Source organism: Streptomyces gamaensis, assembly GCF_042656465.1.
Taxonomy (GTDB): domain Bacteria; phylum Actinomycetota; class Actinomycetes; order Streptomycetales; family Streptomycetaceae; genus Streptomyces; species Streptomyces gamaensis.
On record NZ_JBHSPB010000008.1, the window covers coordinates 164,759 to 186,655 of the forward strand.

Genomic DNA, 21,897 nt, shown 5'->3' on the forward strand with positions numbered 1-21,897 from the left:
CCGTCACTGTACCAATGGCCCAGCCGGATGCGTGGCTCTTGAGCCAGTGGAGGAGTGGTGTTTTCCTTGGTGTCCTCGGTGTGTCCGGTGCCGTCGTCCGTGTCGGCCCCCACCGATCCGCGGCGTTGCGTCGGGCTGCGTCGGACGGCGAGGAAGCCGGTCTCCGAACCCCCGCAGCGCCTTTGTCATGCCGGAGACCAGCCGCACGCGCACGCGTGCCTCGGGGACAGTAGGGGGCGGCAGCTCTGAAGAGGATGTTCGTGGTTCCGGATCCGGGACGGCTGCGGCTGCGCACCGGGCTGCGCGCCGTCGCCGGCGTGGGCCTCGCGGTCCTGATCACCGCTCTGTCCGGACTGCCGCTGCCCGCCGTCATCGTCGCCGGGCTCGCCGCGCTGCTCGCGCTCTTCACCGTCGCCGACCCCACCGTCCGACGCCAGGCCGTCACCACCGCGCTGCTGCCCGCCGTCGGCCTGCCGGTGCTCGCGCTGGCCACGTGGCTGCACGGGGCGCCGCTGCTGCGCGACGCGGTGTTCATCGCGGTCGTCTTCTGCGGGGTGTACGCCCGCCGCTGGGGTCCGCGCGGCAACGCGCTGGGGATCTTCGGCTTCATGATGTTCTTCGCCACCCAGTTCCTGCACGCCCTGCCCGCGCAGCTGCCGCACCTGGCCGCCGCCGTCGGCACGGGCCTCGCGGGCTCCTCGACCGTCCGCCTCGGCATGTGGTGCATCGAGCGCCGCACCCCGCCGCCCACCGGCCCCGCCCCGCTCACGGCCCGCGGACTCGCCCGCCCCACCACCCGGCAGGCCTTCCAGGCCGCCTTCGCCTGCGCCCTCGCGCTCGCCGTGGGCCGCGTGGTCTCCGACGACCGCTGGTACTGGGCCGTCGGCACCGCCTGGTGGATCTTCGTCAACACCGCGTCCCGCGGCGAGACCCTCGTGCGCGGCTTCCGGCGCGTCGTCGGCACGCTGGCCGGCATCGCCGTCGGCCTGCTCGTCGCCGTCCCGCTGGACGGCGCGCCCGTCCCCACGGCGGCCCTCGTGGCCGCCTGCGTCTTCGGGATCTTCTACACGGCGGCGCCCTCCTACAGCTGGATGATGTTCTTCGTGACCGTCATGGCAGGTCTGCTCTACGGACTCCTCGGCGTCCTCCACCCCGGGCTGCTCGGGCTGCGCCTGGAGCAGACCCTCGTGGGCGCCCTCGCCGCGGGCCTGGCCGTGGCCCTCGTCCTGCCCGTCGCCACGCACGGCACCACCGACGCCTGGATCCGGCGCGCCCTGCTGGCCGTACGGCACTGCGCCGCGGAGTCCGCCCGCCGGCTCGCGGGCGAGGCCGCGGCCGACCCCGCCCCGCACGTCGCCGAGCTCGAAGTCCTCCTCGGCCGGGTGCGCGTCTCCCTCGCGCCCCTGCTGCACCCGCTCAGTCCCCTGCGGGCCCGCAAGGACCGGGCCCGCCAGGTCCTGGCCCTCCTCGACGTCTGCGCCGAGCAGGCACGCGGTCTCGCGGCGGTCGCGGCCGACCCCGAGGCCTCGCACGACGCCCGCCTGACCACCGCCTGCCGGCGCGTGGAGGCCGCGCTGCACGCCCTGCTGCCCACGGCCGGTTCCGTCGCCGTGGCCGCCGACCGCGTCCCGGAGCAGCATCCGGGTGCCGAGCCCGCCCTGGCCCACCTGCGCGACCTGGAGGGTGCGCTCTCCTCGCTCGCCGCACCGCTGCGCGGCAAGACGCACGGGATCTTCGCGGAAGCCTGAGGTCCGTTCCCCCGCCACCGCCGTGTAGCGTCGGCCGCACAGTGGTTCGGTGAGGCCCCGAAGGGTCTCCGGCACGAGGGGGTACGCGGTGAACGGCACCGGAGAGCAGGGCGGGCACGGGCGGCGGGGGCGGTTCGCCTGCGTCGGCTCCTTCACCCAGGCCGGCGGCCCGGGCCTGGTCGTCGCGGCGAGCGACCCCGACACGGGCGCCCTCACCCCCGTGTACGCGACCGACGCCGTCGCCAACCCCTCCTACCTCGCGCTCTCGCCCGGCGGCGACGTGCTCTACGCGGTCAGCGAGACCGACGAGGGCGCGGCCGCCGCCTTCTCCCTGGCCGACCCCGCCCGTCCCGAACCGCTCGCCGGTCCGGTCCCCGTGCGCGGCGACGCCCCGACACACCTCGCCTTCGCGGGCTCCCACCTGCTGACCGCCAACTACGGCTCCGGCAGCGTCAGCGCCCTGCCCGTCCGCCCGGGCGGACGCCTGTGCGCGCCCACGGCGGTCCTCGCGCACCGCGGCAGCGGGCCGGTCACGGGCCGCCAGGAAGGACCGCACGCGCACGCCGTGGTCCCCGACCCGTCCGGGCGCTGGGTGCTCGCCGTCGACCTCGGCACGGACGCGGTGTGGACGTACGCCCTCGACCCGGTCAGCGGACTGCCCCGGGCGCACGCGCGGACCCCGCTGCGCCCCGGGACCGGCCCCCGGCACCTCGTCTTCCACCCCCGCGGGGACCGCGCGTACGTCCTCAACGAACTGGAGTCGACCGTCACGGTGTGCCGCTGGCACGCGGGGGAGGGGAACCTGGAGCCGCTCGGTGAGACGGCCGTGGTGCCGCCGGGCACGACCGTGCCCAACTTCCCCTCGGCCCCCGTGGCCGACCCGGACGGCCGGTTCCTGTGGGCGGCCAACCGCGGCCACGACAGCATCGCGGTGCTCGCCCTCGACGACAGCGGCGACCGGCTCACCCTGCGGACGACCGTCGACTGCGGCGGCCACTGGCCCCGCGACCTGACGCTGCATCCTTCGGGCCGTCACCTCTACGCGGCCAACGAGCGCTCCGGGGACGTCACATGGTTCTCCCTCGACGCCGAGACCGGAACGCCGCGACGCGAGGGCGCGATCACGGTACCCGCGGCGTCCTGCGTCGTCTTCGTCTGAACGGGAGCCGCACGGCCGGGCACACGGCCCGGTCCGCAACTCGGTAAGGGGCTCCCGCAATGGCGGGAGCCCCTTACCGGTGCGATGGGAGAACGGTGCGTCAGCGCGTCGGCGCGCCCTGCGGCGAAGGCTGCGCCGCCATGCCCAGGACCTCCGTGTACTTGGCGACGACGAGCTTGCCCACGGCCGGGTACGCGCCGAGCGGCCGGGCCGCCGCGCACTCCGCCTCCTTGGCGGCGGCGTCCGCCAGCCCCTCGGCGATCTCGGGGCCGATCAGATACGGCGCGAGCGCCAGGCTCTGCGAACCGGCGGCCCGCAGCTGGTCGGCGGCCCGGGCGATGGCGCCCTCCTCGTCGAGCGCGGCGGCCAGCACCGGCACGGCCAGCCGGGCGGAGAGCAGCATGCCGGTGATGCCCGCGGCCGCGACGGCGTCGTCGCCGCCCACGGTCGCCAGGATGATGCCGTCCGCGTACGTCGCGACGGTGAACAGCCGGGCCCGGTCGGCGCGGGCCAGCCCGGCCTCGGACAGCCGCACGTGCAGGGCCTCGGCGAGCAGGGGGTGCGGGCCGAGCGTGTCACTCAGCTCGGCCGCGGAACCGCTGTTCATGACGGAGTGCCGTATACGGCGCAGCACGGAGTTGTCGGGGCCGGCCAGCAGCGGCACGACGACGGCCGACGGCCAGCGCTCCCAGAGCGCGGCCTCCTCCGGCGAGGCGGCCTCCCCGGCCTCGCGGGCTTCGCTCACACGGGCGTCGTGCTGTGCGGCCGCCCGGGAGAGGACGAGCTCCAGCGACTGCTGGTCCCCGCCCTCCTCGCTGTCGCCGTCGCCGTCGAGCCGGCCGACGTACGCGTCCAGCCCGGGCAGCTCGGAGCGGGCGATGCTCAGGACCTCCTCCGCCAGGGCACGGGTCGCGGGGTCGGCCTCCCCGGGCACGGCGAGGACCAGCGGGGGCGCGCCCGCCGGTGCGGCAGCGGGCTCCGGCCGCCGGTGTCGTCCGGGCTGTCGGGGACGCGGCATTCGTACAGGCAGGCCAGGCGCGGGCCCGTTGGGGGAGCTCATGGCGCCGCATGTTAGTCGTTCGACGGGCCGGACGTTCGGGTGGGGGCGCTCCGGCGCCCTCTGTCCGGGTTTATTCGCGATGCCACACGGCGGGACCCCGGGCGGTCACCGCACGACGCTCAGCAGCGTCCCGTCCACGGGCAGTAATAGAGCGTCCGTCACCAGCGCCGCCGCCACGCGCAGTGCCCCGTCGAGCGGCTCGCCGGAGGCCGCGACGAGCCGGGCCCAGGGCAGTTGCTCGCGCAATTCCCGGCGCAGCGGGGCGAGCAGGGGCTCGCCCACGCGGAACAGGCCGCCGGTGAACGCCACTTCCGCTGTCCCGGGCGCGTCGGCCGCCGGGGCGTTCGATGCCGGATCCCTGCCGGACGCGGCCGGTACGGCTTCCTGTCGCGGGCAGACGGCCGCGGCCGCCGAGACGATGTGCCGGGCCGCCTCGCGCAGGATGCCGGCGGCGACCGGGTCGTCCGGCGCGCACCGTGCGACCTCCGGGGCGAACGAGGCGAGGACCGCGGGGCGGTCCGTGCGGGGATACAGCATCGCCGGCAGGTCGGGCGCCGGTCCGAACACGGCCTCCAGCCGGGCCAGCAGCGCGGCCGACCCGCCGGCGCGGCCGTCGTACGCGCGCAGTGCCGCCTCCAGCCCCGCCCGGCCGATCCACGCGCCACTGCCGCAGTCGCCCAGCAGGTGCCCCCAGCCGTCCGCGCGACGCCATCCGCCGGTGCCGGGGCCGGTGCCGAGGGCGATCACTCCGGTCCCGGCGGCGACGGCCGCTCCCGGGCGCTGACCGAGGGCGCCCGCGTAGGCGGTCACGGCGTCCGTCGCGAGCGCGAGGCGGCGTACACCGAGCGCGGAGCGCAGGGCGGCGGGGAGCACGGCGCGCAGCTGCCCGCCGAGGGCGGCCATGCCGGCCGCGCCCACGCAGGCCGCAGCACACTCCTCGGCGCCCGCCTGCCGCAGCAACTGTTCGGCGGCGGGGAGCACTTGGCTGAGGAGACCGTGGGCGTCGATGCCCTCGGCGCCGACGGCGAGGGGGGTCGCGGACGACCAGGCGGCGACGGGCCCGCCGCCGCTCACGGGAGCGACGGCGACGCGGACCCCGGAGCCGCCCGAGTCGACGGCCAGGACGTGCCCGGCCGCCGCGGCTCCGTCGTCCGGCCCCCGCGGGTTCATGGCGCAGACCGCACCCGTGAGCAAGTCGGCCGCGTGCCGGAGCCGGCCGGCCGTACCCCGGAGCAGGCGACCGGTGCCGGTGTCCGGCCCGGGGTCACGGCAGCCGCCAGTCCACCGGGGCCGCCCCCTGGCGTGCCAGCAGGTCGTTGGCGCGGCTGAACGGCCGTGAGCCGAAGAAGCCGCGGTCGGCGGACATGGGGGAGGGGTGCGCGGACTCCACGCAGGGCACCTCGCCGAGCAGCGGGCGCAGATTGCGCGCGTCGCGGCCCCACAGGATCGCCACCAGGGGCCGGCCGCGGGCGACGAGGGCGCGGATGGCCTGTTCGGTGACCTCCTCCCAGCCCTTGCCCCGGTGGGCGGCGGGCCTGCGCGGGGCGGTGGTCAGCGCCCTGTTGAGCAGGAGCACGCCCTGCCGGGTCCAGGGGGTGAGGTCTCCGTTGGCGGGCCGGGGCAGCCCCAGGTCGGTGTGGAGCTCGCGGAATATGTTCTCCAGGCTGCCGGGCAGCGGCCGCACCTCCGGGGCGACCGAGAAGCTCAGGCCGACGGCATGGCCGGGTGTCGGATACGGGTCCTGACCGACGATCAGGACCCGTACGTCGTCGAAGGGTTGCTGGAAGGCGCGCAGCACATGAGGGCCGGCGGGCAGGTACGTGCGCCCTGCCGCGATCTCGGCGCGCAGGAAGTCGCCCATCGCGGCGACGCGGCCGGCGGCCGGCTCAAGTGCCTTGGCCCAGCCCGGTTCGACGATCTCGTGCAAAGGTCGTGCAGCCACAGGCGTCACTCTACTGGCCCAGCCCGGGCCCGGACGAACCCCGCCGTGGACCCGGGGTGGCGGGGGAGCGGTTCCGGCCGTCGTGCGGTCCTTCGGACGGGTGAGCGCGGTGCGTCGGCGGGCGGGGGAATAACGGGCGCTCCGGAGCCGCTGTGTCCGATCACCTACGTAGTACGGTGTTTCTCGTACAAGTCTTGTGAGACGGAGCCCCACGTGAGTGCCCTTTTCAAGCCTTTCCCCCTGCGGTCGCTGACCATCCCCAACCGGGTCTGGATGGCGCCGATGTGCCAGTACAGCGCGGACACCCGGGGGCCCGGCGCCGGTGTGCCGAACGACTGGCACTTCTCCCACCTCTCGGCCCGCGCCGTCGGCGGAGCGGGGCTGATCCTGGTGGAGGCGACGGCCGTCTCCCCCGAGGGCCGTATCTCGCCCGCCGACCTGGGCCTGTGGAACGACCGTCAGCAGGAGGGGTTCCGGCGCATCACCGCGTTCCTTGAGGACCACGGCACCGTGCCCGGCATCCAGCTCGCCCACGCCGGGCGCAAGGCCTCGACCGCCAGCCCCTGGCGCGGCGGCGGGCCCGTCGGCCCCGACCAGGACGGCTGGAGCCCCGTCGGCCCCTCCCCCCTGCCGTTCGCGGACGGACATCCCGTGCCCGGCGAGCTGACCACCCAGGACATCGCCCGCGTCGTGCGGGACTTCGCCGATGCCGCCCGGCGCGCGCTCGCCGCCGGCTTCAAGGTCGCCGAGATCCACGGCGCCCACGGCTACCTCGTCCACGAGTTCCTCTCCCCGCACAGCAACCGCCGCACCGACGCCTACGGCGGCTCCTTCGAGAACCGCATCCGCTTCGCCCTGGAGGTCACCGACGCCGTCCGCGCCGTCTGGCCGGACGAACTGCCCCTGTTCTTCCGTGTCTCCGCGACCGACTGGCTGACCGAGAACCCCGAGGACCCCCGGGAGGGCTGGACCGCGGACGACACGGTCCGCCTCGCGAAGGAGCTGCGGGCCCGCGGGGTGGACCTCCTCGACGTCTCCACCGGCGGCATCGCCCCCAAGGCCGTCATCCCCGTCGGCCCCGACTACCAGGTGCCCTTCGCCGCCAGGGTGCGCGAGGAGACGGACCTGCCCGTCGGCGCGGTCGGCCTGATCACCGGCCCCGAACAGGCCGAGGAGATCGTCGCCTCGGGCCGGGCGGACGCGGTGCTCATGGGTCGCGAACTGCTGCGCAACCCGTACTGGCCGGCCGACGCCGCCGCCGCTCTCGGCGTCCGGTCGCGCCGCCCCGACCAGTACGGCTGGGCGGTCTGAGACCCGTCGGCCCCGCTCCGCCGGCGGGAACCCAGCCGGCGGAGCGGCGCTGCCGCAGGCCGGTTCCGCCTGCGAGGCCCTGCTCCGCCCGGTGGCGGCCACGCGGCCCCGGTCCCCGGGCGGACACGGTGACCATGAGCCGCTCCCCGCAGGCGGGGTACCGCGTGGGTCCTTCTCGCCGGGCCGACGGGAGCGGCCCGGCCCGCCGCGGCCGAACTACGATGGATCTCCCACCCGCCCGCAGCGGCATCCACCGCACCCCGAGGAGCGCAGCCATGACGACGCGGACCCGCCAGCCGTCCGCCGGCCGCTCCCTGGACCACCCCGCGCGTGAGCACATCCGCCTGGAGGGCGTGCTGCACGCGCTCTCCGACCCCATGCGTCTGCTCATCGTGTGCTCCCTGGCCAAGTCCGGCCGTGAGCAGACCTGTTCGGCCCTGGAGGTCCCGGTCAGCAAGTCCACCGGCACGCATCACTTCCGGGTGCTGCGCGAGAGCGGGGTGATCCGGCAGACCTACCGGGGCACCGCCAAGATGACCGCCCTGCGCCGCGAGGACCTCGACGCCCTCTTCCCCGGGCTGCTCGACACTGTCCTGACCGCCGCCGACCGCCAGGCGGCCAGGACCGCCGCCGGCTAGGTCCCGCGCCGTCCTCCCGTACGCCGTCCTCCCGCACGCCGGGCGGCGGGGCCGCGCCGGACCGTACGGCCCGCCCCGTCAGCCCCGTCCGCGCGCGGCCGTCAGCAGGCCCTCCCAGTCCGGGATCTTCACCGGACCGCGCCCCAGCCGCCGGCCCAGCTCCGCCTCCGCCGCCTCGATGCCCAGCCAGCCCGGCCACTCCACCGGCTCCCGGCCCGCCGCCCGCAGCGCCGCCCGAGGCTCCCCCCGCGGCCGCCGCGCCAGCAGCGCCTCCGCGTCGGCCAGCAACGAGGCCACGGTCTCCTTGGCACACGAGCGATTGGTGCCGATGACCCCGGTCGGCCCGCGTTTGATCCAGCCCGCGACGTACTCGCCGGGCGAGGGCACCCCCTCCCGCAGCACCCGCCCCCGGTCGTGCGGCACCGTCCCGCTGCGCGCGTCGAACGGCAGCCCCGGGATCGGCACGCCCCGGTACCCCACCGACCGCAGCACCAGCTGCGCGTCGATCTCCTCGAAGCGGCCCGTGCCCGCGATCCCGCCCCGCCCGTCCGGCTCGGTCCGCTCGAACCGCACCGCGCGCACCGCCCCGTCCCCCAACAGCGCCACCGGGCGCAGGAAGAACCGCAGATGGATGCGGCGTCCCCGCCCCGCCGGCGGCCGCTCGCTCCAGCCCCGCAGCACCTCCACATTGCGCCGCCCCACCGCGGGCAGACCGGAGGGATCGCCCCACGCGGGATCCAGCGCCGCCTCCCGCTCCCGTACGAACGTCTCGGCACCCGGCAGCGCGCCCAGCTCGCGCAGCTCCTTCGTGGTGAACTTCGCCTGCGACGGCCCCCGGCGGCCCACCATGTGGATGTCCGTCACCCGGCTTCCGGCCAGTGCTGCCAGCGCCGCGTCGGGCACGTCCGTGGGGCGCAGTTCGTCCGCGCCGCGTGCCAGCACGCGCGAGACGTCGACCGCCACGTTGCCCACGCCGATCACGACCGCGGACCGCGCGCCGAGCCGGAAGCCGGCGGCCGCGTCCGGGTGCGCGCTGTACCAGGAGACGAACTCCGTGGCCGAGAAGCTGCCCGGCAGGTCCTCGCCCGGAATGCCCAGCCGCCGGTCCGTCGCGGCCCCCACGCAGTAGACCACCGCGTGGTACAGCTCCAGCAGCTGCCCGGGCGCGAACCCGCGCCGGGCCTCCCCCACCGGGACATTGCCGAAGAAGGAGATCCCCGGGTGCTCCAGGGCCGTGCGCAGGTTCCCCTGGAGGGACTTGATCTTCTCGTGGTCGGGCGCGACCCCGTAGCGCACCAGTCCGTACGGGCACGGCAGCCGTTCCAGCACATCCACCCGCACCCCGGGGACGGCACGCTGCTCCACCAGGGCCGCGGCGGTGTAGACCCCGCTCGGTCCCGACCCGACGACTGCGACGCGAAGCACGGTGGGCTCCTTCCCACGGCGGCGGTCCGCGGCGGACCGTGGCGGGGCGTCCGCGCGGACCACCAGGATCGCACCGTGAACCCTGATGCTGCAGCGGCACGGGAGGCACTGGCCGGTTCAGGACGCCCGGACGCCCTCCGGGCGGGCCGTCCGCATCCGGCCATCACGACCGAACGGTCTCATTGACCGGGGCTCCGCTCGGGGACATGCTGTAACCCCTGCGTGGCCCGGCCGAGCGCCGGGCCGCGCGGCGGGCTCCGCCGGTTCGGGCGACGCGGGGGATCGCCCGAACCGGCGGACGGCACCGCGGACTTCGGCCCGCCCGCTCCGCCGCGCTCAGCCGCAGGCACCGGCCGGGCGGCCGCGGGTGACCAGGTCGGTGGAGCCGGTGGTCGCGTCGACCCACACCACCCGCCGCCCGCCCGCGGCGGCGGGGGAGAACTGCTCGCCCCGGTCGCAGGAGACCCGGCCCCTGCGCGATCCGTCGGGGGAGAGCTGCCAGAGCTTGCCCAGGGTCTCGTTGCGCACCCGGTCGTCGGGTGTCCGCGCTGCGACGGTCACGGCGTCGTCGGTGGCGGTCAGCGCGATGCCCCGCAGCGCGTCCTGGCCCGTGCCGGGGCTGATGTCGACGGTGCCGGTGCCGTCGGGGTCCGCGCGGCGCACGGCCGTCATCCCGCTGTCCCGGTCGTGCTCGGCCAGCCAGTAGACGTACCGGCCCGTGATCGCGGTGACGGCGATGTCGCTCGGCGCGTCGGGCTGTTGCATCCGGGTCCGCCGGCCGGTCGCCGTGTCCACGACCTCGGTGTCCCACCGCCACCCGGTGGGACTGCGGTGGAAATCGGCGAAGGAGATCCGGCCGTCGCGCAGCGAGGGCGCCGTCGTCCACGCGTACCTGGCCCACGGCAGCGGGCCCACCACGACCGGAGTGGGGTCGTCCAGCCGCATGTGGACCAGGCGACGCCCGCCGCGGCGCTGGCCGACCGAGAACGCCACCACGTTCCCCTCGACGTTCAGCGAGTGGACCCGCCCCAGGAAATGGCCGCTGTTGTACAGCTTCCTGACCGGTCCGCCGGCCAGCGGCCGGACCATGATGTCCGAGCTGCGGCCGTGGTCGACCTTCCACACCACCGTCCTGCCGTCGGTGACCGGAGCGACGTGGTACCGCCCGTCGTTGGGGCTGATCCGCTTGGGTGTGCCCGTGCCGTCCAGACGGCCCGCCCACACCGTGTACGGCTCGGAGCCGTCCTCGTTGGACCTGGCCGCGACCCACCAGCCGCCGCCGGCCCCGACCTCCGTGCTGTAGTAGTCCCGGCCGGTGTTGACACCGGGGAGCAGGACATCGGAATCCACCCCCAGGGCCATCTCCCAGCCGGGCACGATGCCGTGCGCGGTGAAGGCGCGCTCGACGGACCGGAGTTGCGCGTCGGTGACCTTCAGGTCCCGGGCGGCGGCGAGGACGGCGTCGCGGCCCCCGGTGAAGCCGTCCAGCGGGGTCAGGTACTGCGTGAGCGCCGTGTACACGATCCGGTCCGCGAGCGTACGGTCCAGGTCCTTGCGGATGTCCCACAACGCGCCCGAGAAGACGGTGGAGTTGAGATGGACGCCGCCGTTGTCGGTGGCCGTGCCGACACCGACGAAGGACCTGGACGTACTCCTGCCGTCGTTCATGTCGCGCACGGCGCACGCGCGCGGGCCCTTCGTCCGGCACAGCGCCTCGCCGACCAGCCCGGAGTCGGGGCTGTCCATGGGGATCCCGTAGGTGTCGGCCTTCACGGCGCCGCCGAAGTAGTCGGCGACCGCTTCCTCCAGGGCGCCGGACTGGCCCGCGTAGACGAGGTTCGCGCTGCTGTCGACGACGGCGTACGTCATGTCGTGACCGACGACGTCCAGGGCCGCGGAGAACGGGCGGTATTCCTTGTCGCCGCCTCCGTAGACCATCTTGGCGCCGTCCCAGAAGGCGTTGGCGTACGGCTCGTGCGTCCCTACCCCGACGAGCGAGTCGACGGCCGTGCCGTGGCCGTCCAGGCTGTCGCGCCCGTGGACATTCCGGTAGTAGTCGTGGACCTTGGCCGCGGCCCAGTGCGCGTCGACCGCGCCCGCGTCGGTCGCCTCCTGCCCGAAGGCCGCGACCGGTGAGGCGAACTCCCTGATGCCGGGCGGCCACACGCCGTTGACCTGGTACCACTCCAGGCCGCGCGCGTCCCACGTGGCGATCACGTTCCTGCCGCTTCCCGCGCCCGCGCGGGTGCGGTCACGCAGGACGTACGCCTTGCGTGCCTCATCCTTCTCCACCTGAAGCTCGACGGTCCTGCCGTCGAGCTTCACGCCGGAACCCTTCTCCCCGGACTGCCGCGCGGACGCACGGCGGCCCCCGGCCGGAGAACTCCCCTGCGCAGTCCCGCGCTCGGGGGTCAGGAACGACTTGACGCCGCTGTACTGGAGCAGCGGGAACCCGGACCGTGTCTCGACGTACACCTCACGCAGGACGGGAACTCCCGAGCCGGGGGCACTGCCGCGCACGGTGACGTGGTGGGTGAGCACGCCGGGACCCCTGGGCAGGACGACCAGGCCACGGGACTCCCCGGTCAACACGCCCTCGTCACCGGGGCCTTCGGCCGTACTGCCGGGCGCGGGCCGCCACGGTCCGAGCTGGTCCTCCACGGCCTCCACCGCCCGCTCGACCGCGGTCCTCGCGTCGATCCCGGGCTCCGTGCCGACCGTCAGCCCCGTGAAGTACTTGCCGGAGGCGCCGGTGACGACCCGTCGGCCGCCCTCGTCCTCCATCCGCACGACGTACTGCCCGCCGAGGACCTCCACTCCCCGGTGCTTCTGCCGCAGACGTACGACCTCGGAATGACCGGCCGCCGTGGTCCCCACCGGCTCCAGATCCCGGTACGGGTGCGCGATGCGGTACCGGCTCTCCTTCTCCGCGAGGTGCGCCCGGGCCGCGTCGGCGGCACTCCCGCCCGCCCGCACCGGATCCCGGATGCCCCGCACCAGCGCGGGCACGGCGGCGTCCGCTCCCGCGACGTCCCCCGCGCGCACGGACGGTGCCGGCGCCGCGACGGCGGGCACCACGGGGACGACGAGTGCGGCGGCACCCCACAGCGCCGCCGCACCGGACCAGCGATGACATGCTCGGGACGTTCTCCACCTTGCGGTGCGCTCTCCGGAACGCCGCACGGCCACCCCCTCCGCGAGTCACCGGGCAGCGGCCTCCGCCGCCCGGTATCTGTTCGGGCAGCGCCATGCAAGCGGCGCCGACGGCGGCGGGCAATGCCGGCGGCACAAGTGCGTGGGCGAGTTTCGGACCCGGCGCGCGGCGTCCCCGTCCGTCACCGGCGATCGGCCGGTGTCAGCGCAGCGCGCTGAGCCCCGGTACGAACGTCACCAGCAGCGGTACGGCCGGCACCAGGGCCGCCGTCGCCGTCAGCCGCAGCCGGTGCGCCGCCGTCAGCCGGGGCGAGGGCGCCAGGAGGCGGCGGACACGGACCGGCACCTGCGCCAGCGGACTCGGGCACGGCCCGAACACGCCGCGGTCCTCGTTGAGTTCGACCAGGGCCAGCGCGGTCGTCAGCCGGCCGAAGCGGCGTGACGCGGCGTCATCGGCCGCGAGCTCCACCAGATGGTGCACCTGGTCCCGGAAGGCAGCGAACACCGGCACCTGCGGGAAGCCGTTCGCGAGCGCCGAGGCGCAGTGCAGCAGCCAGTCGTGGTGGGCCCGCGCGTGGCCCTGCTCGTGCGCGAGCAGGGCGTCCAGCTGCGGGCCGTCGAGGCGGCGCAGCGCCGCCGTGGTGATCACCAGACGGGGCGCGGAGCCGTCCGACAGCCACCTCGCCTCCGGCCGGTCGCTCTCCAGCACCACCAGCCGGCCCGTACCCCGGCCCTCACCGGGCAGCCGGGGCGAGCGCACCCGCAGCTCCGCGCGGTGCTGCCTGCGGCGGGCCCGCGCCGCGTGGACCTCGCGGCTGAGCATCGCGACGGTCCACGCGGCCCCGCCGGCCAGGACGAGCGCGAGCGGCGCCGCCCACGCGCCGTAGGCGGGCAGCTCGTACGCCTCCACCACGCCGCGCGGCGCGGCCGCGAACACGTGCCCGCGCACGGCGTCCCAGGCTGCGGCACCCGTCAGCGCCATCGCGAGAGCACAGCACAGCAGCACACAGGCCACCACGCACTGCCACACCCACAGCGCCACCACCGGTTCGCGGTCGGGCCAGTCGGCACGGGTCAGCACACGCGGCGCCATTGCCGCAACCAGTCCTGCGAGGACCAGCAGCGCGAGCGGGACCATCATGGCGGCAGCCTATGAAAGATGCCCACCGTGCGGGTACGCCCCCGCACGCGAAGTGACGCACGACACGGCCCGGTACGGGGCCGGCCGGACCACCGCTCACGGGGCCCCGAAGGGGGTCACAGGGGCAGAGGCGGTCACAGGGTCAGGAGCATCGCCAGCATGCCTATGCCCATCGAGAGCCGGCAGGCGTTGGTCAGATCCGGCCGCTCCGGCCGGCCGGGCTCGCCGGGACCGAGGGCCACCACGGGGACGAGCACGGCCACGGACCGTACGACATAGACGGCGAAGTACAGCAGCAGCAATCCCGTCAACAGCGGTGTACCCGCCGGTTCGTGGGGCCCCTGGACGTGCTCCGCGTGCCCGCCACCGTCGGCGCCCGCCATGGCCAGCGCCATGTAGACCATCGCGAACGCGCCCACGGCGTGGTGGAGATGGAGCGTTTCCGGATGCCCGCGCGCCACCAGCAGGGCGCGCAGCCCGTCCGCGGCGAAGACCGCCGCGAAGACCGCAGCCCCCCACGGCCGCGTGCCCGGCAGGGCCCCGGGCACGGCCATCACGGCCATGCCGAGCCCCATCAGGGCGTCGCTGCCCACCGCCTCGTGCCCGTCCGCCGCTCCCGCCCGGATCCGGGCCAGGCAGTAGGCGCCCGTCGCGGCGGACACCACCACCAGCAACCAGTCGACCAGCGGCGGTCCGTGCACGGCACACCTCCCCGGATCCGCGGACGCGCAGACCTGCTTCCGGAGGATTCCCGTCCCGTCGGCGGCACATGGGAGCGCATCGGCGCATACGGCAGTCACACGGCGCACGGCTGTGCGCCCGCGTATGCGCGGTGGCACACCGGACCGTCCGGCGCCGGGCGGCGCACATGCGAGGGGGTGTCGTCGCCTCGGTTAGGGTCCCTCGGGGGCGGGTGTACGCCCCGAACCGTACGGAGAGGACCGCAGGATCCATGGAGACCACCAGCAGCCGCGCCACGCGGCCGGCTTTCCGGGCCGCGACCGCCGCGGACGTGCCGGAGCTCGTCGCGCTCGTGGAGTCCGCCTACCGCGGTGACGCCAGCCGCGCCGGCTGGACCACCGAGGCGGACCTGCTGGACGGCCGGCGCACCGACCCCGAGGGGGTCGGCGCCGTCGTCACCGCCGAGGGCAGCCGGATGCTCGTGGCCGAGCGGGACGGCGCGATCGTCGCCTGCTGCCAGCTCGAACACCGGGGAGAACACGCCTACTTCGGGATGTTCGCGGTCCGTCCGGAGCTGCAGGGCGCCGGCCTCGGCAAGGTGATCATCGCGGAGGCCGAGCGCTACGTGCGCGCCGAGTGGGGCGCCCGCGAGATGCACATGACCGTCATACGCCAGCGTGACGAACTGATCGCCTGGTACGAGCGCCGCGGCTACCGGCGCACCGGGCAGATGTCCCCCTTCCCCTACGGTGACGAGCGCTTCGGCGTGCCGCGCCGCGCGGACCTGGAGTTCGAGCTGCTGGTCAAGGAACTCGCCTGAGCCCGTGGCCGGCCCGGCGGGCGGGGTGTGACCGGGACGACGGTTCGCGCCCCCGTCCGGCCGGGCAGCCATGAGGGTGTGGCCGGAACCGGACTAGGACAGCTGCCGGGGCGCGCGGGCCGGGTGTGCCGCGGGTGTTCTCCTGAGGCCTGCCCCGCTCCGGCCCCGCAGGAAAAACCGCAGCTCCACCGGCGGGCGCGCAGGATAATTTGCTGATTTTCCTCTTGAGCGGAAGAACCTCCCATGGATACGGTGTCTTAACGCCAGGTTCTCCGGAGGAGGGGTTGTCATGACGGAAATTCTTGCGTCGACGGCCATATCGGCCGACGTTTCGCCCGTACAGCGTGTGATCGACCACCCGGCCTGGCCGGAGCTCAAGAACGCGGTCGAGACGATCCGGCCGTGGCAGTCCCGGGACGGCTCCATCGACCTCGCCGCGGAGGGCGCGCCACCGGGCGACACCGTGCGCGCCGAGGTCGCGCGGATCGCCGCCGCCGTCGAGGCGCTCTCACCGCTGCTGCCGCACGACGCCGCCTACCACCAGGCCGTCGTCGCCGATCTGACCCGCTGGTGCGAAAGCGGCTTCGGCGTACCGGACTTCCTCGACTCGCTGCTCGCCTTCCAGCCCGCCGCGCAGCGCGCCGACGGCCTGCAGCACCTCGTCGTCTTCCCCATGTACACCCAGAACGGCAACCCCGACCGCAACTTCGAGGCGGTCGTGCTGCGCGTGGTGTGGCCGGACTGGCTCGCCGAGCTGGAGCGCACGCGCTACGACAACCCGCTCTTCCTCGGCATCACCTTCGAGGACTTCACCGCCGGCTACGACACCAACTCCGCGGTCCTCTTCCCGGAGACCATCGCCGTGCGCGAGGCCCCCGAGCGCTTCACCTGGGGCGGTATCTTCTGCGACCGCGAGGCGGCCCGCTTCCGCCGGGTCACCGCGGCCGCCGTCGACGCCCTCGGCCTGCGGCTGCCCCCCGACATCCAGGACATGGTCGACGACCAGGAGCGCTGCCAGCAGGCGTTCGTCCTGTGGGACATGGTCCACGACCGGACCCACAGCCACGGTGACCTGCCGTTCGACCCGTTCATGATCAAACAGCGGCAGCCGTTCTGGATGTACGGGCTGGAGGAGCTGCGCTGCGACCTCACCGCCTTCAAGGAGGCGGTCAAGCTGGAGGCCGACGGCTTCGCCCAGGGCCGCGACGTGCAGTACGCCGTGCTCTTCGACCGGATGTTCCGCTTCCCGGTCACCGGCGAGCGCGTCCGCAACTACGACGGCCTCGGTGGCCAGCTGCTCTTCGCCTACCTGCACCAGCACGACGTCGTACGCTGGACGGACAACACCCTGCACATCGACTGGGACCGTGCCCCGCAGGTCACCAACCGGCTCTGTGGCGAGATCGAGAAGCTCTACCGGGACGGCATCGACCGCCCCAAGCTCGTCCACTGGCTGGCCGCCTACGAACTCGTCTCCACCTACCTCTCCCCGCACCCCGGCTCCGTCTGGGCCAAGGGACCCCAGGCCCTCGACCTGAACCAGCCGCCCCGCAAGCTCGTGGACGACGTGCTGGCGGACGAGTTCCCGCTCAGCATGTTCTACGAGGCCCTTGCCAAGAAGCTGCGCGGCGTGATCGCCTCGACCAAGGGGATCACCGCGGACGCCGCAGGGCGGGCCGCGTGAGCCGCAGCAGCGAGAGGGAGGCGACGATCATGAGCGTTCCGACGAACGGCAACGGCCGGCTGGACGGTGCCGTCGTGGCGGTGGCGGGAGCCGCCGGCCCGGCGGGCCGGGCGACGCTGCTGCGGCTGGCCGAGGCCGGGGCGACGGTCGTCGCCGCCGACGCCGACGCGGCCCGCCTGGCCGAGGCGGTCGACGCCGCGCGCTACGCCCACGGCGGGGCCACCGTCGTCGGCGACACCGTGGACCTGCTGGACCTGGACGCCACCCGGGCCTGGGCGGACCGCACGGAGAAGGAGTTCGGCCGGGTCGACGGGCTCGTGCACCTCGTCGGCGGCTGGCGCGGCTCGGCCACCTTCGCCGAGACCGACCTGGAGGACTGGGCGGTGCTGGAGAAGCTGCTCGTCCGCACCGTGCAGCACACCTCCCTCGCCTTCGAGGCCCCGCTGCAGCGCAGCGGCAACGGCCGGTACGTGCTCATCAGCGCCGCGGGCGCCAGCAAGCCCACCGCGGGCAACGCCGCCTACGCCGCCGCCAAGGCCGCCGCCGAGGCGTGGACGCTCGCGCTCGCCGACTCCTTCCGCAAGGCGGGGGGAGAGGAGGGCCCGCGCTCGGCCGCCGCCGTCCTGATCGTCAAGGCACTGGTGCACGACGCCATGCGCGCCGAGCGCCCGAACGCGAAATTCGCGGGCTTCACGGACGTCACCGACCTCGCCGAGGCCATCGTCGGCGTCTGGGACCGGCCCGCCCCGCAAGTGAACGGAATCCGTCAGTGGCTGACCCCGCAACCGTGACCACCCCCTCCATACCCCGGACGACCGACGCGGTCCGCCGGCACGACACCGCCCTGCGCGGCTTCGCCAGCGACAACTACGCCGGGGCCCACCCGGAGGTCCTCGCGGCCCTCGCCCTCGCCAACGGCGGCCACCAGGTCGCCTACGGCGAGGACGAGTACACCGCCCACCTCCAGGAGCTGACGCGCGCGCACTTCGGCCCGGCCGCGCAGGCGTACCCCGTCTTCAACGGTACCGGCGCCAACGTCGTCGCCCTGCAGGCAGCGAGCGAGCGCTGGGGTGCGGTGATCTGCGCGGACACCGCCCACATCCACGTCGACGAGTGCGGGGCCCCCGAGCGCGTCGGCGGTCTGAAGCTGCTGACCGTACCGACCGAACACGGCAAGCTCACCCCCGAGTCGATCGACCGTGAGGCCTTCGGCTGGGACGACGAGCACCGGGCGCAGCCGCAGATCGTCGCCATCACCCAGACCACCGAACTGGGCACCTGCTACACGCCCGAGGAGATCCGCGAGATCTGCGACCACGCCCACGAGCGGGGCATGAAGGTCTTCCTCGACGGCTCCCGCCTCGCCAACGCGGCCGCCACCCTGGGCGTTCCGCTGCGGGAGTTCACCACCGACGCCGGTGTCGACCTGCTCACCTTCGGCGGCACCAAGAACGGGCTGGTCTTCGGGGAGTGCGTCGTCGTCCTCGACCCCGGGGCGGTGCGGGCGATGAAGCATCTGCGCAAGCTGTCGATGCAGCTCGCCTCCAAGATGCGGTTCGTCTCCGTGCAGTTCGAGGCCCTGCTCGCGGGAGATCTGTGGCTGCGCAGCGCCACGCACGCCAACGCCATGGCCACGCGCCTGGCCGAGGGCGTACGGGCCGTGGAGGGCGTGGAGATCCTGCACCCCGTGCAGTCCAACGCCGTCTTCGCGCGGCTGTCGCACGAGGTGGCCGAGCGGCTGCGCAAGCGCTACCGCTTCTACTTCTGGGACGAGGCGGCCGGCGACGTCCGCTGGATGTGCTCCTTCGACACCACCGAGCAGGACGTGGACGCCTTCACCGCCGCGCTGGCCGAGGAGGCCGCGCGGGGCTAGGCACGCCGTGCGGCGGATTCCCGCGAGGGGAGGAACGGCGCGTACCCGACCGCGGAGCATCCGGGGGACGGACGGGTACGCGCTCTTTCCGTGCCGCTAGCCGCGCACCGCCTCGGCCGGGGCGGGCGCCGTACCGCCGAGGTGGGCCGGGATCCACCAGGCGTCCTGCGGACCCGTGGCCCGTACCGGGTAGGCGCGCTGGGCCGACTCCAGCAGCTCCTGCATCCGCGTGCGCAGCCGCACGGTCACGGACTCCGCGGTCTCGGCCGGATCCGCGGCGAGCGGCTCGCCCACCCGCACGGTGATGGGGATGTGACGGCGGCCCAGATCGCGCTTGTGCCCCTTGGTCCACAGCCGTTGCGTGCCCCACAGGGCCATCGGCACCAGCGGCACCCCGGCCTCCTGGGCCAGCCGCGCCGCACCGGACTTGAAGTTCTTGAGCGTGAAGGACTGGGAGATCGTCGCCTCCGGGAAGACACCGATGATCTCGCCCGAGCGCAGCGCGGCCAGCGCGTGCTGATAGGCGTCCACCCCGGCCGCCCGGTCGACCGGAATGTGCTTCATCGAGCGCATCAGCGGGCCCGACACCTTGTGCCGGAAGACCGACTCCTTGGCCATGAAGCGCACCAGCCGCTTCGCCGGGCGCGCGGCCAGCCCGCAGAAGATGAAGTCGAGGTACCCGATGTGGTTGCTCACCAGCACCGCCCCTCCGCGCCGCGGGACGTGCTCGCTGCCCTTGACGTCGAAGCGCAGGTCGAGCGCCTTGAACATGGTGCGCGCGAAGCCGATCACGGGCGGATAGACGAGCTCTGCCATGGCGGGGAGTCCTTCGGGGTCGGGGAGGGGTCTCCCAGGGGGTCGACGCGGCCGCGAGCGGGCGGCACCCGGCCGATCGTGCCTGATCACGACAGCCCGGACCACCTGGAGTACCGCGCTGACGTGGAGATTCTCATCACGTCGGCCGGGCGGGGGAGCGGGCTCACGACCGACCAAAACGGTACACCGCACCCCCGGGCGGGCACCGGGCGGGATCCGGACGGATGGCGACACAGCCGACAGGCAGTACGGTCGGGGCGGAGGGGAGACGGCGATGCGGGCGGACGACGGAGGGAGCGCGGTGCGCGGCGAGGACGAGGGGACACGGCTGGGGGCCGCCGAACTCGGCGCCGAGCTGGGGGAGCGGGCCACGCTCGTGCAGTTCTCCACTGCCTTCTGCCAGCCGTGCCGGGCCACCCGGCGCACCCTCGCCGACGTCGCCGCCATGGTCGCCGGCGTCGCGCACATCGAGATCGACGCCGAGGGGCACCTGCCGCTCGTGCGCGCGCTCGGCGTCAGTGCCACGCCCACCGTGCTCGTCCTCGACTCCGGCGGCCGGATCGTGCGCCGCGCCGCCGGGGCGCCGCGCCGGGCCGATGTCATCGCGGCGCTCGGTGCCGCCGTGTGAGCTGCGGTTCCTCATCTGCCGACCACAGGAACGCACTTGACGTCGTGTGCCACGAATCGTCAGGGTGACGTTATGTGGTGTGGACCGACTGCCCCGGCCTCCCGGGGCGTTCTTCCCGGCCGCGCGCGCGTCGATCCGCCGCGGACGGCGAGCGCGCTGTGTGCGGGCCCGTGAGCACCCGCGACGTACCTTACGGCCCCCCGACCAGAAGGACAGTTCCATGACGGCCACGCCCGGACTCGGCGATCACCGCCTCGGCTCTCCCGAACTGCTGCGCTCGGTCTTCCGCCGGCACGCCGCCGGGGTCGCGGTGATCACCGCGTACGGCACGCGCCCGGTCGGCTTCACCGCGACCTCACTGACCTCCGTGGCCGCCGAACCGCCGCTCGTCTCCTTCGGCGTGTGCACCACGTCCTCCAGCTGGCCCGTCATCGCCGGGGCCGCGTACGTGGGGGTGCACATACTCGGCGAGCACCAGCGGGAGTTGGCGGACACCTTCGCGCGCAGCGGCGCCGACCGCTTTGCCCCGCCCACGCGTTGGCGCTCCGGGCCCGAGGGCGTGCCGCTGCTCGACGGGGTCCTGGCGTGGCTGGTGTGCCGCGTCGTGGCCCGGGTGCCCGCCGGGGACCACCGGGTCGTGCTCGCCGAGGCCGTGGCCGGTGACCCCGCCGGCGCGGGCCGGCCGCTCGTCTACCACCAGGGGCGCTTCAACGGGCTGCGGGACTGAGGGCGTTCCGTCCGGGCGCGTTGGGCAGATCACAGTCGGCCGCCCTTGCATTCCCGCGCACCCCTGGGTGTACTGGCCAGTAACATTCGTTCCGGGGCCCGGTCAGGTCCGTGACGAATCCGCCCCCGAGGCGCCTATGCTGCCTGCCAAGGCAGCACGAAAAGACGATGCAGTAGGAGAGCCGGCGTGAGCTTGAGGATCGTTGTTTGTGTGAAGTACGTGCCCGACGCCACCGGCGACCGGCACTTCGCCGATGACCTGACCGTCGACCGCGACGACGTGGACGGCCTGCTCTCGGAGCTCGACGAGTACGCGGTCGAGCAGGCGCTGCAGATCAAGGAGGCGGGCGACGCCGAGGTGACGGTCCTGACCGTCGGTCCCGAGGACGCCACCGACGCGCTGCGCAAGGCCCTGTCGATGGGCGCCGACAAGGCCGTGCACGTCGAGGACGACGACCTGCACGGCACCGACGCCCTCGGCACGTCCCTGGTGCTCGCCAAGGCCGTCGAGCACGTCGGCTACGACCTGGTCGTCTGCGGCATGGCCTCCACCGACGGCGGCATGGGCGTGCTCCCGGCGATGCTCGCCGAGCGCCTGGGCGTACCGCAGGCGACCCTGCTCTCCGAGGTCTCGGTGGCCGACGGCACGGTGACCGGCCGCCGGGACGGGGACGCCGCGAGCGAGCAGCTCCGGGCCGCGCTGCCGGCCGTCGTCTCCGTCACCGACCAGTCGGGCGAGGCGCGTTACCCCTCCTTCAAGGGCATCATGGCGGCCAAGAAGAAGCCGGTGGAGACCCTGGACCTGTCCGACCTCGGCATCGACGCCGACGAGGTCGGTCTCGACGGGTCCTGGACGAAGGTCGACGAGGCCGCCGAGCGCCCGGCCCGTACGGCCGGCACCGTCGTCAAGGACGAGGGCGAGGGCGGCAAGCAGCTCGCCGAGTTCCTCGCGGGCCAGAAGTTCATCTAGCCGCGGACCGCGGGCCGTCGCGCGCGTGCGCGCCGTGGCCCGTGCCGTGTGCGGCAGTTGAGCCCTCCCCGGCCGACGCGAACCTCACTCGCCTCACCCGCCCATACTCTTCGCAGGAGCAA

At 74.4% G+C, this 21,897-nt stretch carries 19 protein-coding genes; 11 read left to right on the plus strand and 8 right to left on the minus strand.

Translation table 11 applies throughout. The features are described from left to right. Positions 1–254 precede the first annotated feature (254 nt). Complete coding sequence (locus ACFP1Z_RS15380; protein WP_390316851.1) at positions 255–1,748, plus strand: FUSC family protein; 1,494 nt, start codon at positions 255–257, stop codon at positions 1,746–1,748. 88 nt (positions 1,749–1,836) lie between these two features. Then, complete coding sequence (locus tag ACFP1Z_RS15385; protein WP_390316852.1) at positions 1,837–2,907, plus strand: lactonase family protein; 1,071 nt, start codon at positions 1,837–1,839, stop codon at positions 2,905–2,907. 100 nt (positions 2,908–3,007) lie between these two features. Here the strand turns inward: ACFP1Z_RS15385 and ACFP1Z_RS15390 are convergent, their stop codons facing one another. From ACFP1Z_RS15390 to ACFP1Z_RS15400, 3 genes are all read right to left on the minus strand, one after another. Beyond that, the gene (locus tag ACFP1Z_RS15390; protein WP_390316853.1) at positions 3,008–3,967 is read right to left on the minus strand and encodes a sirohydrochlorin chelatase; all 960 of its coding nucleotides are present in this window, start codon (positions 3,965–3,967) and stop codon (positions 3,008–3,010) included. Positions 3,968–4,072: 105 nt separating this feature from the next. Continuing rightward, positions 4,073–5,137 carry an N-acetylglucosamine kinase gene (locus tag ACFP1Z_RS15395; protein WP_390316854.1) on the minus strand — a complete coding sequence of 355 codons (1,065 nt, stop codon included), beginning with the start codon at positions 5,135–5,137 and terminating at the stop codon, positions 4,073–4,075. A gap of 94 nt (positions 5,138–5,231) precedes the next feature. After that, positions 5,232–5,909, minus strand: coding sequence for a uracil-DNA glycosylase (locus ACFP1Z_RS15400; protein WP_390316855.1), 678 nt, complete (start codon positions 5,907–5,909; stop codon positions 5,232–5,234). A gap of 213 nt (positions 5,910–6,122) precedes the next feature. On the opposite strand from ACFP1Z_RS15400, the gene ACFP1Z_RS15405 reads away from it, so the two are divergent. After that, complete coding sequence (locus tag ACFP1Z_RS15405; protein WP_390316856.1) at positions 6,123–7,220, plus strand: NADH:flavin oxidoreductase/NADH oxidase; 1,098 nt, start codon at positions 6,123–6,125, stop codon at positions 7,218–7,220. A 275-nt stretch (positions 7,221–7,495) separates the two neighbouring features. Continuing rightward, positions 7,496–7,858 (plus strand): ArsR/SmtB family transcription factor, encoded by a 363-nt coding sequence (locus tag ACFP1Z_RS15410; protein ID WP_390316858.1) that lies wholly within the window; start codon positions 7,496–7,498, stop codon positions 7,856–7,858. Positions 7,859–7,936: 78 nt separating this feature from the next. Here the strand turns inward: ACFP1Z_RS15410 and ACFP1Z_RS15415 are convergent, their stop codons facing one another. The 4 genes from ACFP1Z_RS15415 to ACFP1Z_RS15430 all read right to left on the minus strand — a co-directional run bounded on the left by ACFP1Z_RS15415 (position 7,937) and on the right by ACFP1Z_RS15430 (position 14,278). Next, entirely contained in the window at positions 7,937–9,283 is a 1,347-nt protein-coding gene (locus ACFP1Z_RS15415; protein ID WP_390316859.1) for an FAD-dependent oxidoreductase, read from the minus strand. 336 nt (positions 9,284–9,619) lie between these two features. Then, a complete protein-coding gene (locus ACFP1Z_RS15420; RefSeq protein WP_390316860.1) occupies positions 9,620–12,466 on the minus strand; it encodes a M4 family metallopeptidase in 2,847 nt (948 codons plus the stop codon). 172 nt (positions 12,467–12,638) lie between these two features. Next, entirely contained in the window at positions 12,639–13,577 is a 939-nt protein-coding gene (locus tag ACFP1Z_RS15425) for a M56 family metallopeptidase (protein ID WP_390316861.1), read from the minus strand. A 134-nt stretch (positions 13,578–13,711) separates the two neighbouring features. After that, entirely contained in the window at positions 13,712–14,278 is a 567-nt protein-coding gene (locus ACFP1Z_RS15430) for a DUF5134 domain-containing protein (RefSeq protein ID WP_390316862.1), read from the minus strand. A 251-nt stretch (positions 14,279–14,529) separates the two neighbouring features. Here ACFP1Z_RS15430 and ACFP1Z_RS15435 point away from each other — a divergent pair, with 251 nt between their 5' ends. From ACFP1Z_RS15435 to ACFP1Z_RS15450, 4 genes are all read left to right on the plus strand, one after another. Continuing rightward, a complete protein-coding gene (locus ACFP1Z_RS15435; protein WP_390316863.1) occupies positions 14,530–15,078 on the plus strand; it encodes a GNAT family N-acetyltransferase in 549 nt (182 codons plus the stop codon). A gap of 289 nt (positions 15,079–15,367) precedes the next feature. Continuing rightward, complete coding sequence (locus tag ACFP1Z_RS15440) at positions 15,368–16,762, plus strand: DUF6421 family protein (RefSeq protein ID WP_390316864.1); 1,395 nt, start codon at positions 15,368–15,370, stop codon at positions 16,760–16,762. Positions 16,763–16,791: 29 nt separating this feature from the next. After that, entirely contained in the window at positions 16,792–17,553 is a 762-nt protein-coding gene (locus tag ACFP1Z_RS15445; protein WP_390316865.1) for an SDR family NAD(P)-dependent oxidoreductase, read from the plus strand. Continuing rightward, positions 17,532–18,635, plus strand: coding sequence for a threonine aldolase family protein (locus ACFP1Z_RS15450; RefSeq protein ID WP_390316866.1), 1,104 nt, complete (start codon positions 17,532–17,534; stop codon positions 18,633–18,635). Before ACFP1Z_RS15445 ends, ACFP1Z_RS15450 begins: the two co-directional genes overlap by 22 nt. 96 nt (positions 18,636–18,731) lie before the next feature. On the opposite strand, the gene ACFP1Z_RS15455 is transcribed toward ACFP1Z_RS15450, so the two are convergent. Further along, positions 18,732–19,451, minus strand: a complete 720-nt coding sequence (locus ACFP1Z_RS15455; RefSeq protein WP_390316867.1) for a lysophospholipid acyltransferase family protein — start codon at positions 19,449–19,451, stop codon at positions 18,732–18,734. Positions 19,452–19,725: 274 nt separating this feature from the next. Between ACFP1Z_RS15455 and ACFP1Z_RS15460 the strand changes: the two genes are divergently transcribed. The 3 genes from ACFP1Z_RS15460 (at position 19,726) to ACFP1Z_RS15470 (ending at position 21,775) form a co-directional block, all read left to right on the plus strand. Next, complete coding sequence (locus ACFP1Z_RS15460) at positions 19,726–20,079, plus strand: TlpA family protein disulfide reductase (protein WP_390316868.1); 354 nt, start codon at positions 19,726–19,728, stop codon at positions 20,077–20,079. A gap of 220 nt (positions 20,080–20,299) precedes the next feature. Further along, complete coding sequence (locus ACFP1Z_RS15465; RefSeq protein ID WP_390316870.1) at positions 20,300–20,806, plus strand: flavin reductase family protein; 507 nt, start codon at positions 20,300–20,302, stop codon at positions 20,804–20,806. Positions 20,807–20,992: 186 nt separating this feature from the next. After that, positions 20,993–21,775: an electron transfer flavoprotein subunit beta/FixA family protein gene (locus ACFP1Z_RS15470; RefSeq protein WP_390316872.1), complete on the plus strand. Its 783-nt coding sequence runs from the start codon at positions 20,993–20,995 to the stop codon at positions 21,773–21,775. Positions 21,776–21,897: the final 122 nt, after the last annotated feature.